The sequence below is a fragment of the Stenotrophomonas sp. LGBM10 genome (genome assembly GCF_046736075.1).
Taxonomy (GTDB): Bacteria; Pseudomonadota; Gammaproteobacteria; order Xanthomonadales; family Xanthomonadaceae; genus Stenotrophomonas.
The window spans coordinates 138,164-150,543 of the sequence record NZ_CP177163.1 but is presented as its reverse complement, the minus strand read 5'-3'; the positions used below and the strand labels follow the sequence as shown (position 1 = coordinate 150,543).

At 69.3% G+C, this 12,380-nt stretch carries 13 protein-coding genes and 1 riboswitch; of the genes, 10 read left to right on the top strand and 3 right to left on the bottom strand.

Features of this window, described 5'->3' with window-relative positions; all coding sequences use genetic code 11:
* Positions 1-12: 12 nt before the first annotated feature.
* A riboswitch (TPP riboswitch) is annotated at positions 13-108 on the bottom strand.
* A 39-nt stretch (positions 109-147) separates the two neighbouring features.
* Both ACLB90_RS00605 and ACLB90_RS00600 read right to left on the bottom strand, forming a co-directional pair.
* Positions 148-1,281: a phosphotransferase enzyme family protein gene (locus ACLB90_RS00605; RefSeq protein WP_411851141.1), complete on the bottom strand. Its 1,134-nt coding sequence runs from the start codon at positions 1,279-1,281 to the stop codon at positions 148-150.
* A 94-nt stretch (positions 1,282-1,375) separates the two neighbouring features.
* Positions 1,376-2,758, bottom strand: a complete 1,383-nt coding sequence (locus tag ACLB90_RS00600; RefSeq protein ID WP_411851140.1) for a PLP-dependent aminotransferase family protein — start codon at positions 2,756-2,758, stop codon at positions 1,376-1,378.
* 191 nt (positions 2,759-2,949) lie between these two features.
* Between ACLB90_RS00600 and cyoA the strand changes: the two genes are divergently transcribed.
* Genes cyoA through ACLB90_RS00565 form a run of 7 tightly spaced genes read left to right on the top strand, consistent with a single transcriptional unit; the run spans position 2,950 to position 9,384 of the window.
* The gene (gene cyoA, locus ACLB90_RS00595) at positions 2,950-3,924 is read left to right on the top strand and encodes a ubiquinol oxidase subunit II (RefSeq protein ID WP_411851139.1); all 975 of its coding nucleotides are present in this window, start codon (positions 2,950-2,952) and stop codon (positions 3,922-3,924) included.
* 2 nt (positions 3,925-3,926) lie between these two features.
* Complete coding sequence (gene cyoB / locus ACLB90_RS00590; RefSeq protein ID WP_411851138.1) at positions 3,927-5,906, top strand: cytochrome o ubiquinol oxidase subunit I; 1,980 nt, start codon at positions 3,927-3,929, stop codon at positions 5,904-5,906.
* Complete coding sequence (cyoC, locus tag ACLB90_RS00585) at positions 5,903-6,541, top strand: cytochrome o ubiquinol oxidase subunit III (protein ID WP_411851137.1); 639 nt, start codon at positions 5,903-5,905, stop codon at positions 6,539-6,541. The genes cyoB and cyoC overlap by 4 nt, the downstream gene beginning before the upstream one ends.
* Positions 6,538-6,876, top strand: a complete 339-nt coding sequence (cyoD, locus tag ACLB90_RS00580; RefSeq protein WP_411851136.1) for a cytochrome o ubiquinol oxidase subunit IV — start codon at positions 6,538-6,540, stop codon at positions 6,874-6,876. Before cyoC ends, cyoD begins: the two co-directional genes overlap by 4 nt.
* Positions 6,873-7,352, top strand: coding sequence for a copper chaperone PCu(A)C (locus ACLB90_RS00575; protein ID WP_411851135.1), 480 nt, complete (start codon positions 6,873-6,875; stop codon positions 7,350-7,352). The genes cyoD and ACLB90_RS00575 overlap by 4 nt, the downstream gene beginning before the upstream one ends.
* Positions 7,349-7,918 (top strand): SCO family protein, encoded by a 570-nt coding sequence (locus ACLB90_RS00570; RefSeq protein ID WP_411851134.1) that lies wholly within the window; start codon positions 7,349-7,351, stop codon positions 7,916-7,918. Before ACLB90_RS00575 ends, ACLB90_RS00570 begins: the two co-directional genes overlap by 4 nt.
* Positions 7,915-9,384, top strand: a complete 1,470-nt coding sequence (locus ACLB90_RS00565) for an MFS transporter (RefSeq protein WP_411851133.1) — start codon at positions 7,915-7,917, stop codon at positions 9,382-9,384. The genes ACLB90_RS00570 and ACLB90_RS00565 overlap by 4 nt, the downstream gene beginning before the upstream one ends.
* Positions 9,385-9,411: 27 nt before the next feature.
* On the opposite strand, the gene ACLB90_RS00560 is transcribed toward ACLB90_RS00565, so the two are convergent.
* Entirely contained in the window at positions 9,412-10,245 is an 834-nt protein-coding gene (locus ACLB90_RS00560; protein WP_411851132.1) for a class I SAM-dependent methyltransferase, read from the bottom strand.
* A gap of 76 nt (positions 10,246-10,321) precedes the next feature.
* On the opposite strand from ACLB90_RS00560, the gene ACLB90_RS00555 reads away from it, so the two are divergent.
* From ACLB90_RS00555 to ACLB90_RS00545, 3 genes are all read left to right on the top strand, one after another.
* Positions 10,322-10,717: a helix-turn-helix domain-containing protein gene (locus tag ACLB90_RS00555; RefSeq protein WP_411851131.1), complete on the top strand. Its 396-nt coding sequence runs from the start codon at positions 10,322-10,324 to the stop codon at positions 10,715-10,717.
* A gap of 90 nt (positions 10,718-10,807) precedes the next feature.
* Entirely contained in the window at positions 10,808-11,302 is a 495-nt protein-coding gene (locus tag ACLB90_RS00550; protein ID WP_411851130.1) for an RNA polymerase sigma factor, read from the top strand.
* 88 nt (positions 11,303-11,390) lie between these two features.
* The gene (locus tag ACLB90_RS00545; protein ID WP_411851129.1) at positions 11,391-12,356 is read left to right on the top strand and encodes a FecR family protein; all 966 of its coding nucleotides are present in this window, start codon (positions 11,391-11,393) and stop codon (positions 12,354-12,356) included.
* The last annotated feature ends 24 nt before the right edge of the window (positions 12,357-12,380 follow it).

The window sequence follows — 12,380 nt, the reverse complement described above, 5'->3', positions numbered from 1 at the left end:
ATCCGGCCGCTGTGCCCACTGCTCAAAGCTCCCTACGCCGGTGCAAACCGGATCAGGTTCCAAGGGACTCTCTCAGCCTGGTTTCGCCAGGCACCCCCGCTTCAGCGGCTATTTCACACCAAATGGCGCGCTTTTGCGAGCGCGGGGTCAGGCCGCCGCGTGCAGCGCATCCAGCAGGGCGGTGCCGTGGGGCGTGCCGAACCACTGCGCGTGGCCCAGCAGGAAGGTGTGGTAGGCCACGTCCGCGTTCGCGGTGGACCGGGTAACACCGTGGAAATACTCCACTTCGGACAGGGCGAAATCCAGATGGACCAGCGGCAGCAGGTCGGCCAGCAGGTGAATGCGCGCCGCCGACAGCGGCAGCACCGCCCGGTAGCCGGCCACCAGCGCCAGCGCGATATCGGTGCGTACCGGCATCGGGCCGTCCAGCGCCAGCCAGGCGATGGCATTGCGCTCGATTGCCGTGGCGAGGTCGAACAGGGCGCTGGTCGGCGAGGCGAGGCCGAAGTCGAGCACCGTGCTGACCCGGTCGCCGGCAGCGTCGTGGTGCCACAGCAGGTTGGAGACATGCCAGTCGTTGTGCGCCCAGATGCGCGGCTCGTCCTGCAGGCGCCCGCCCAGCCGCGCATGCCAGGGCAGCAGATCGCGCTGCAGATCGGCCTGCCACGCGGTGCCGGCCAGGTAGCTGGCCAGGGCAGGGCGTTCGCGCAGCTGCACGGTGAGCGCTGCAACCGGGTCGGCGGCCCGGATCAGGTCGTCGCGGGCGACCAGCACATGGGTGCCGCGCTGGGCAGCGGCATGACCGGCCGATGCCAGGTGCAGCATCGCCAGCGTTCTGCCGGCTTCCCGGGCCTGCGCCACGTCGGTCAGCGGCGTCCAGGAGGGCGCATCGCGGTACCGGTCCTCGCCGTGGCCCACACGGTGCAGCTCGTACGTCCAGCCCGCGTGTTCGACCGCCGTGGCGCCCTCCCGGTCGCGCAGCAGCGCGGCCACGGGAATGCCCTCTGCGGCAAGGTGGTCGATGAAGCGGTGCTCCTCCTGCAGCGTGCTGGCGCTGCGCACGCTGGCGTGGTGGCGCTTGACGAACACCGCAGCGTCGCCGCTGCCGACGATGGCCGCAGCGGACAAGGGGCGTGGGCTGTGCCACGCCACCTCGGCATCGCCCTGCAGCGCGGGGAAGCGCGTGCGCAGCCAGGCGATCTCGGCCGCATCGATGGCAGGCCAGTCGGGGGCCACCTCATCGTTGTCGAGGCCCTGGACGCGGTGGTTGGGGGTGGTCATGGCGTGGCGATCGGCGGCGGTGCGGGGGCAGGATGACGGGCCTGCCGTCGCTGCGTGGGCGCACATGCTACCCCGCGCGGCGATGCGCGCGCGCTCAGACCGTCCATGCCGCCTCCTGGCCGGCCGGCAGGTGCATCAGTTGGTCGAGCTGGCGCAGCGCACGGTGCAGCTCCTGCCGGCTGGCGGCGGCGCCCAGCGAGATCCGCACCGCATCGGTGATCGCCACGCCTGCGGGGGTGAAGGCAGACGACGGGGCGATGCCCAGCCCCTGCAGGCGTGCGGCGTGGGTCAGGCTGACATCGGTCCAGTGGGCGGGCAGCCGGCACCACGCGTGGACGCCGGCGCACGCCTGCAGGAATTGGGGCGACAGCGCTGATCGGGCCAGGTAGCGTCGCTCGGCGGCCTCGTCCTGGACCAGTTTCAGCATCGCCTGCGCCGATCCGTCCAGGATCAACTGGGTCACCAGCGCGTTCATCAAGGGCGGCGCCATCAGGTTGACCGCACGCAATGCGTCCAGCACCGCCTGGCGGGCGACGCCGTCGGGCAGGTGCACGAAGCCGGTGTGCAACCCGGGGCTGAGGCACTTGGACAGGGTGGAGATGTAACAGGTGTGCTCGGGCGCATGCAGCGCGAGCGGCGCGGGCGCATCCTCGGCCAGCAGCCAGTAGGGATCATCCTCGATCAGGCGCAGATCCTGGGTGCGCAGCACCTCGGCCAGCGCACGCCGGCGCGCCTCGGGCAGCGTGTGCGCGGTGGGGTTCTGCGCGGTCGGGTTGAGGTAGACCACGCGTGCCCCGGTGGTGCGGGCCAGCCGGCGCAGCGCATCGGGCCGCATTCCGTGCTCGTCGCAGTCGACCACCTGCAGCCGGCGCTGCAGCACCCGTGCGGCGTGCAGCAGCCCCGGGTACACCAGCGGCTCGCACAGTACGGTATCGCCGGCGTCGGTGAGGGCCAGCAGCAGCGCCGACAACGCGGCCTGCGCACCCTCGGTCACCACCAGCCGCGCCGGTTCGGTGCGGCCCAGGATCGGTTTCAGCCACTGTGCCGCGGCCAGCTGGTCGGCCGCGCTGCCACCGCCGATGTGGTACGTCATCAGGTTGCCGGCATCGCTGCGGGTCAGCACCGACGACAGTCCGCGCCGCAGCACGTCCGCCACCTGGCCACCGCCGGGGCTCGGCGGCAGGTTCATGCTCAGGTCCACCAGTTGCGCCAGCTCGACCTGCGGCGGTGCCACGTACGAGCCCAACGGGCCGCGCGCGTCGATCAGCCCGCGCTTGCGCGCCTCGTTGAAGGCCCGGGTAATGGTGGTCAGGTCCACGCCTAGCTCGCCGGCCAGGCTGCGCTGCGCCGGCAGGCGTTGGCCGGGGCGAAGCGCGCCGGACCAGACCGCGCGCTCCAGCGCCTGCACGATGCGCAGGTACACCGGCCCGTGGCCGTCGGCGATGAGGCGGTGCCAATCGGCGGTAGGGACGTTCATCGCCGCATCTTACCCGCGACCGCGCCGCTGCCTGCGACAGTGTGTCGCATCATGTATGGATCATGTCGTTGCCTAACGTACGCGGCTGCGGCGGGCACCCCCCATGCATATCGGTCATGCAGGGGGGCGTCCGCCACTTTCCTGTTACGGGCCGCCCCGGCCCGGGTACCGCGTTGGAAGGGCCGTCACGCATGAACCCAGCTACACACACCGCTCGCCGGACCCCGTGGTCCGGTCGCCGCAATGCCGGACGATGGTTCGGCCTGGCAGCCCTGCTGCCGCTGCTCTCGGGTTGCAAGAACCTGGAGCTGTTCAATCCGATGGGCAGCATCGCCGAACAGGAGATGCAGCTGATCCTGGTCTGTACCGGCCTGATGCTGCTGGTGGTGGTGCCGGTGATCCTGCTCACGCTGTACTTCGCGTGGCGCTACCGCGAATCCAACACCAAGGCCACCTACGCGCCCGACTGGTCGCACTCCACCGCAATCGAAGTGGTGGTGTGGACGATCCCGTGCCTGATCGTGGTGGTGCTGGGCGTGTTGATCTGGCGCAGCACGCATGCGCTGGACCCGTACCGGCCAATCGCCTCGGACAAGGCACCGCTGCGCGTGGAAGTGGTGGCACTGAACTGGAAGTGGCTGTTCATCTACCCCGACCACAACGTGGCCACGGTCAATGAGCTGGTGATGCCGGTGGACACGCCGGTGGCCTTCAAGCTGACCTCCGAGTCGATGATGAATGCCTTCTTCGTGCCGCAGCTCGGCAGCATGGTCTACACGATGGCGGGCATGCAGACCCGTCTGCACCTGATCGGCCACACCCCGGGCACGTACGCCGGCATGTCGTCGGCCTACAGCGGCTCGGGCTTCTCGGACATGAAGTTCGATGCGCGCGTGGTCACCGAGGCGGACTTCGAGCAGTGGCTGGTGCAGGCCCGAGGCACCCGCGACCACCTTGGCGCGACCCGCCTGGCCGCCCTGGAGGCACCGACCCACGGCGCGCCGATGCAGCGCTTCGCCAGCGTCGATGCCGGCCTGTTCTCCAGCGTGGTGCGCCGCTATGGCGGCATGCCCGATGACGAAATCTGCCTGCCGGGCGAAGCGCCCGGCGCCACATCCCAACTCGTGAGCCTGGCCGCGCCTGCCAGCCGTACCGCGGAGAACTGATTGTGCTTGGAAAGTTGAACCTGGAAGCGATTCCCTACCACGACCCGATCATCATGTCGGCGCTGGCGGGCTCGCTGCTGCTGGGCGCGGCGATCATCGCGGCCATCACGTATTACAAGAAGTGGGGCTACATTTGGACCGAGTGGATCACCTCGGTGGACCACAAGAAGATCGGCGTGATGTACATCATCCTGGCGCTGGTCATGCTGGTGCGCGGCTTTGCCGACGCCCTGATGATGCGCGCCCAGCAGGCAATCGCCGCCAACGATGCGGCCGGCTACCTGCCACCGGAACACTACGACCAGATCTTCACCGCGCACGGCGTGATCATGATCTTCTTCGTGGCCACGCCGCTCATCGTGGGCCTGATGAACGTGGTGGTGCCGCTGCAGATCGGCGCGCGCGACGTGGCGTTCCCGTTCGTCAACTCGCTGAGCTTCTGGCTGTCGGCGGTGGGCGCGGTGCTGGTGATGGCGTCGATGTTCGTCGGCGACTTCGCCGCCACCGGCTGGGTGGCCTATCCGCCGCTGTCGGGGATCGAGTACAGCCCCACGGTGGGCGTGGACTACTACATCTGGTCGTTGCAGGTATCGGGCATCGGCACCACGCTGACCGGCCTGAACTTCATTGTCACCATCCTCAAGATGCGTGCGCCGGGCATGGACCTGATGAAGATGCCGGTGTTCACCTGGACCGCGCTGATCACCAACATCCTGATCGTGGCGATCTTCCCGGTGCTGACCGCGACCCTGGCGCTGCTGACGATGGACCGCTACTTCGGCATGCATTTCTTCACCAATGATGCCGGCGGCAACGCCATGATGTACGTCAACCTGATCTGGATCTGGGGCCATCCGGAAGTCTACGTGCTGATCCTGCCGTGCTTCGGCGCGTTCTCCGAGATCATCGCCACGTTCTCCGGCAAGCCGCTGTTCGGCTACCGGTCGATGGTCTATGCGACTTCGTCGATCGGCATCCTGTCGTTCTTCGTGTGGCTGCACCACTTCTTCACGATGGGCTCGGGCGCGAACGTCAATGCCTTCTTCGGCATCATGACCTCGATCATCTCCATTCCCACCGGCGTGAAGCTGTTCAACTGGCTGTTCACCATGTACCGGGGGCGGATCCGCTACCACTCTTCCACGATGTGGACGATCGGCTTCATGGTCACCTTCGCACTCGGCGGCATGACCGGCGTGATGCTGGCCATCCCGGGCGCGGACTTCGTGCTGCACAACAGCCTGTTCCTGATCGCACACTTCCACAACGTGATCATCGGTGGCGTGGTGTTCGGCTGCCTGGCCGGCATCAGCTTCTGGTTCCCGAAGGCCTTCGGCTTCACCCTCAACGAGCGCTGGGGCAAGATCTCCTTCTGGTGCTGGCTGGTGGGCTTCTACCTGGCCTTCATGCCGCTGTACGTGCTCGGCTTCAAGGGCATGACCCGGCGCATGAACCACTATGCAGTCGAAGGCTACCAGCCGTGGCTGATCGTTGCCGCCATCGGTGCGCTGGTGATCGCCGCCGGCATCGCCGCGATGTTCATCCAGTTCTACGTCAGTGTGCGCGACCGCAAGGCCAACCAGGACCTGACCGGCGATCCGTGGAACGCACGCAGCCTGGAATGGGCCACCTCTTCGCCGCCGCCGTTCTACAACTTCGCCACGCTGCCGGTGATCACCTCGTTGGAGCAGCATTGGGACGACAAGGCGAACGGCCGCGCCTGGCAGCGGCAGGACCGCTACGAGGACATCCACATGCCGCGCAACACCGCGTCCGGCGTGGTGATCTCGGTGTTCAGCCTGGTGCTCTGCTTCGCGCTGGTCTGGCACATGTGGGTGATCGCCGGCATCGGCCTGATCGGTGTGATCGCCACCTTCGTGATGCGTTCCTATGACCGTGATGTGGACTATTACGTGCCCGCCGCCGAGGTGAAGCGCATCGAAGAGGCGCACTTCGCGCAGATGGAAGGAGCCAAGGCATGAGCGGCGATACCCGGACCGCAGCCCCGCTGCACAACGCGCTCACCGCCGGTGGGCATCACGACGCGCATGAGCACCATGACGACGGCAGCAAGACCGTCGTCGGGTTCTGGATGTACCTGATGGGTGACTGCCTGATCTTCGCGGTGCTGTTCGCGACGTTCGGCGTGCTGCTCAACGGGACCGCCGATGGCCCCAGCGGCAAGGAGCTGTTCAAGCTGGGCTTCGTGCTGTCCGAAACGGTGGTGCTGCTGCTCAGCAGCTTCACCTTCGGCCTGGCGATGCTCGGCATGCAGGCAGGGCGACGCAACCAGGTGGTCGGCTGGCTGGCCGTAACCGGCCTGCTCGGCGCGGTGTTCATCGGCATGGAACTGTACGAGTTCGCCGAATTGATCCATGAGGGCGCAACCCCGGACGTGAGCGCCTACCTGTCGGCGTACTTCACCCTGGTGGCCACGCACGGCCTGCACGTCACCTTCGGCCTGCTGTGGCTGGCGATCATGATCCACCAGGTGCTGAAGTTCGGCCTGGACGGCATCGTGCGCCGCCGGCTGGCCTGCCTGAGCCTGTTCTGGCACTTCCTGGATCTGATCTGGATCTGCGTGTTCACCTTCGTCTACCTGCGGGAGTTCGTATGAGCCACTCTGCTGCCGATGCCGATCACGGTGGTGGCCACGCCACCCTGAAGGGCTACATTGCCGGCCTGCTGCTGTGCCTGGTGCTGACCGGCGCCTCGTTCGGCGTGGTCATGACCGACCTGGTGCCGCAGCCGCTGCGGCTCACCGCGATCGTGGTGCTGTGCGTGGTGCAGCTGGTTGCGCAGCTGGTGCTGTTCCTGCACATCGGTGCGGGCCGCAGTCAGCGCGAGAACACGGGCATCTTCCTGTGCACGGCGTTCCTGATCGCCATCGTGGTGGCCGGCTCGCTGTGGGTGATGCACAACGCCACCCTCAACATGATGCCGATGCAATGACGCGCGTATCCGGCCTGGCGCTCGCGGCTGTTCTGGCGGGCGCGGGTACGGTGTGGATGGCCGGGGCGGCGGTGGCCGCGCCGGCCGCCGCGCCCCCCATCGCCCATGACGCGGCCTGGATCCGCCTGCCGCCGCCGGCGGCGCAGGTCGCGGCAGGCTACATACAACTGCACAACGCCGGTGCGGATGACCGGCTGCTGGCGGCAAGCAGCAAGGGCTTCGCGCAGGTGCAGATCCACGCCATGCGCATGGACGGCGAGGTGATGCGCATGCACGCGCTGCCGGACGGTCTGCCACTGCCGTCGGGCACTTCGGTGGCGCTGCAGCCCGGCGGCTATCACCTGATGCTGATGACCCCCAAGCGACCGCTGCAGGACGGGCAGGTGGTGCAGGTCCGCCTCCAGTTCGAACGGGCGGGCACGCTGCCCGTGGAGTTCGTGGTGCGCGATGTCGCCGCAGCGGCGGGCGCGCGGTGAGGTACCTGCGGGCGGCGCTGCTCGCCGCGAGCCTGGGCCTGGTGGCCTGCCAGGCGGCCGATGCCCCGGTCATGGGCCAGGCCGCGCTGGAGTCGGTCGCGCTGCACAGCAGCGACGGCCGGACCCTGTCCATCGCCGCGCTCCGCGGGCGGCCGACGCTGCTGTTCTTCGGTTTCACCCATTGCCCCGAGGTATGCCCGCTGAGTCTGTACAAGGCCGTGCAGTTCAAGCGGCGGCTCGGTCCGCTTGGCGACCGCCTGCAGGTGGTATTCGTGACGGTCGATCCGGCGCGCGATACGCCCGACCATCTTCGCGACTACCTGGCGGCCTTCGATCCGGCGTTCATCGGTCTGTCCGGTGACGAGGCCGGTACCCGCGCAGTGGCGGAAAGCCTGGGCGTCACCTATCGGCGCGTGGGCGAAGGCGACACCGCGACCTTCGAGCACACCGCCTCCTGGTTCCTGATCGGTGCCGACGGCGGGTTGCAGGATGTCTACGGCTACGCACTGGACGATCAGGAGATCGAGACGCGGCTGCGCGCGCGCCTGGCGGTGCCGGGCGCATGAGTCCGCGCCCGGACCGGGTGCTGCTGCTGGCGTCGGCCGGGTGCGCGCTGACCGTGCTGGACACCAACGTGGTGGGCGTGGTCCTGCCGACCATCGCGCGCGACCTGTCGGCCAGCTTCGCCGACATCGAATGGGTGGTCAGTGCCTACGTGCTGTGCTTCGCCTCCCTGCTGCTGCCAGCCGGGACGCTGGCCGACCGCGTCGGCCGTCGCCGGCTGTACGTGACCGGGTTGCTCTTGTTCGCGGCCACCTCGGTGGCCTGCGGGTTGGCTGCGAGCGCGCCGGTGCTGTATCTGGCGCGGGCAGGGCAGGGGGCGGCAGCGGCATTCATGCTGGCACCGGCGCTGTCACTGATCGGCCATGCGCACCAGGACGCCCCGTCGCGGGCGCGGGCATGGGCGATCTGGGGGGCGATCATGGGCCTGACGATGGTGCTGGCACCGCTGATCGGCGGCGCCATCGCGACCTGGCTGGGCTGGCGCTGGGCCTTCCATCTGAATCTTCCGCAGTGCCTGCTGCTGGCGGCAGCAAGCGCACGCCACATCCCCGACTCGCGTGATCCGCACCGGCGGCCGATCGACGTGCCGGGCGTCCTGTTGTTCGCCGGCGCGATGCTGGCGTGGACCTGGGGATTGATCCGTGGCCCGGTCGAGGGCTGGACCAGCAGCGCGGTCCTGCCGTGGCTGCTTGCGGCCGGCGTACTGGCGGCCGCGTTCGCGGCGGTGGAGCGTGCCCGTGCGCACCCCATGCTCGATCTTCGCCTGTTCCGGCACCCGGCCGTGGCCGGCGCGGTGATCGCGATGTTCGCGTATGCCGCATCGGTGCAGGTCATGGCCTCGCTGTTGCCGCTGCTGCTGCAGAACGCACGCGGTGACAGCGTGCTGCAGGCCGCGCTGCACATGCTGCCGTTCGCAGTGGCGATGCTGCTGTTGCCGTTCCTGGGGCGCCGCCTCGGCCGGCGGTGGTCGTCCGGCACCCTGTTGGCGCTTGGGCTGGGCGTGGCCGTGGTCGGCAACCTGGGTATCGCAGTGGCGCTGTGGCGCCACAGTGACCTCGGCCTGCTGCTGGCGATGGCAGTGCTGGGGAGCGGTGGCGGGCTGCTCAATGGCGAAACGCAGAAGGCGATCATGAGCGTGATGCCGGCGGAGCGGGCCGGGATGGCCTCCGGCATCAGCACCACCGCGCGGTTCTCGGGCATCCTGATTGGCTTCGCCAGCCTGGGCGCGGTGCTGTCGAGCCAGGTGCGTGCCAGCGCGGCGCAGCGCCTGGCCGAGGCCGGCCACGCGGTGTCGCCGGCGCTGCTGGAGCGGGTGGTGGTGGGGGAGTTGTCGATCGCAGCCGATGGCATGGGCGTGCTTGCACGCCAGGCTTATGCCGGCGGTGCGGCGTATGCGTTCGTGGCGGCGGCGGGCATCGCCCTCGCGGCGATGGTGCTGACCGGCGTGTTGATGACCCGGCAGCGCTGATCCTTTCGCCGCAGCATTGGCGCTCAATCAGGGGGCGCGGGCGTGCAGCGCCCAGCAGGCCGCGGTGAACGTCACGGTATCGCCGTCGATGAAGGGCGCGAAGGCCACGTCCATCGCCGCCAGGACGCGTGCGCGCAGCGCGGCGTCCACATCCGGCCCGCGCAGCGCCTGGCCCACCGGCCCCAGCAGGGCGACGTAGCGGGTCAGGTCGTCACGGGTGATCTGGCACGCAACATCCAGCGGCTCGATCCGGATGTCGCTCCAGCCGCTCGCCACCAGCAGGGCCGCAACCGCATCGCGTTCGGCGAAGGCGAACTGTCCCGGTCCCCCTGGCGTGCGTGGTGGCAGGGCGAGCAGCGGCGCGGCGGCGCGTTCGGCGGTCGTCATGAAGGGGTTCTCGGCGGCGCCGCGCCAGGCGATGGCGTGCAGGGTGCCATGCGCCCGGGTGGCGTCGCGCAGCGCGGCGAAGGCCTGCTGCGGATGGTCGAAGAACATCACGCCGAAGCGCGAGACGATGCGGTCGAAGCGGCCCGACGGAAACGCATGGCGCTGCGCGTCGGCCACCAGGAAGGTCGCTGCCACGTCGGCGGCATCCGCTCTGGCGCGTGCGGCGTCGATCATCGGCGCGGAGATGTCCACGCCCGTGCAGTGACCTGCGGTGCCCAGGCGGTCGGCAATGGCCAGGCTCACCGCACCCGTGCCACAGCCTACGTCGAGCACCTGCCAGGCCGCACCCGCCGGAACCGCCGCAGCGAGCACCGTGGCCAGCGGCGCGAACATCGCATCAAGCAGGCGCTGCGCCTGTACCCATGCCTGGCCGGCCGGGCCATTCCACAGCGCATGTTGGGGGGTGTCGGTCATGGCGGACTCGCTTCGGACTTGCCAGCAGGGGAGAGAGCCCGCACTGTGCCACTTCAAGTGCACATGAGGTCAAGCGATGCAGGAGCTGGATATTGCCGAGGTCGCGCGCCGCTCGGGGCTGGCCGCGTCGGCGTTGCGGCATTACGAGAGCGTCGGGTTGATCCAGCCGATCGGGCGGCGCGGGCTGCGCCGGGTGTTCGGCGCGGGGGTGCTGGAGCAGCTGGCGCTGATCGCCCTGGGGCGCGCGGCAGGCATGACACTGCAGGAGATCGGCACGCTGCTGGGCAGTGTGGGGGCGAACGGCTTCGACCGGGCGCAGCTGAGCGCCAGGGCCGATGCACTCGATCGCCGCATCCAGACCCTGACCCGGGTGCGCGACGGCCTGCGCCATGCGGCGCGCTGCCGCGCACCGAGCCACCTGGCCTGTCCGCGCTTCCGCGCGTTGATGCGCAGTGCGTCGCGCCCGGGCTGACGCTATCGGCATTCAGGGTTTGTGCCTACACTAGGGCGCTCGGACCGTCGCCATCACGCCCATCATTCCCGGTTCCGCGCTGGTTTGCGCATGCCCCCCAATGCTGTTGTCCTGGTCGAACTGCTGATTCGAGAACGGCCTGCTCTGTCCCGGTTTCTGGGTCGTTACCTGGACCCGCCAAGCACCGAAGACACCCTGCAGAACCTCTACCTGAAGGCCAGTGCCGTGCCGGGTGAGCCGCCGATCGACGATCCGCGCGGCTACCTCTATCGGATGGCGTACCACCACGCGCTCAACCGCCGCCAGGCCGACACCCGTGAACGCCGCGCACTGGCCGAGGCGGCGCGCGAGGGGGCCGGCGAAGGGACCGATGGCGAGCGCACGGCGCTGGCGCAGGCGCAGCTGCGCGAGATCACCCAGACCATCCTGGCACTGCCGGAACCGGTCCGCCGCGCCTTCGTGCTCAACCGCTACATGGGGCTGTCCGAACGCGAAATCGCCGCGCGCATGGGCATTTCCAAGAGCCTGGTGGGCAAGCACGTGCTGCGTGCGGCCCTGCTGATCCAGCGGTACCACGGCGCATGAACGCGGCCGGTTGCTGCCGTGGGCAGATCGCGCCCTGGTTTGTCTGTACTCCCAAGGGTGCCGCGCGGCGGCACAGCAGGTCGATAGCATGAGCGATACCGCCCCCCCGACGCCCCGTCAGCTGCGCCAGGCGCTGCGCTGGACGCTGCGGCAGCAGGACGAGGCCTTCGACGCCGCTGCGCAGCGACGGCTCGAGGCCTGGCTGCAGGCCGATCCGCGTCACCGCGTGGCGTTCGAGCGGCAGCGTGCGTTCTGGCGGCAGGTCGATGCGGCCGGGCCGGACGTACTTGCCGCCTTGCCCGGCCTGATCGAGCCGCTGCCGCAGGCGCACCAGCGGCTGCACCGTCGGCGCTGGCGGAGCCGCCTGTTGGCGGTGGCCGCGGTGCTTGCCCTGGCGGTCGGGCTCGGCCCGCCGCTGTTGCTGGAACTGCGCAGCGACCTGCAGAGCGGCAGCCAGCCGCGCACGGCGCGGCTGCCCGATGGCAGTACCGTGGTGCTGGATGCCGACTCCGCGCTGGCGGTGCGCTTCGACGCGGCACAGCGCACGGTCGTGCTGCTGCAGGGGCGCGCCTGGTTTGATGTGGTGCATGCACCGCTGCCGTTCGTGGTGCATGCCGGTGAGGGTGAAGTGCTGGACATCGGCACCGCGTTTGCGGTGGACATGCAGCCCGGCGCCATCGTCACCGCTGTCAGCGAGGGCGAAGTGGAGGTCAGCGCCGGCAGCGGTGTGCTCGGCCGCCTGCGGGCCGGCCAGCGGCTGGCCTTCGACGCGCGCGGCGAGCCGGTGGGCGAGCCTGGCGCGGTCGCCCTGGAGGACATCGCGCCGTGGCGCCGTGGCGATGTGCTGCTGGATCGTACGCCTGCCGATCAGGCCATTGCACGGATGGCGCGCTACCGCAGCGCGCCGGTGTGGGTAGTGGGCCAGGCAGGTGCCGCCACCCCCATCTCGGCAGTGTTCCATGTCGATCAGCCGGACCAGGCCATCCAGGCCATCGCAGGGCAAAGCGGCCTGCAGGTGCGCCGCCTGCCGGGTGGGGCAATGGTGGTGTGGTGAGCGCCGGCATGACGATCAGGGTGT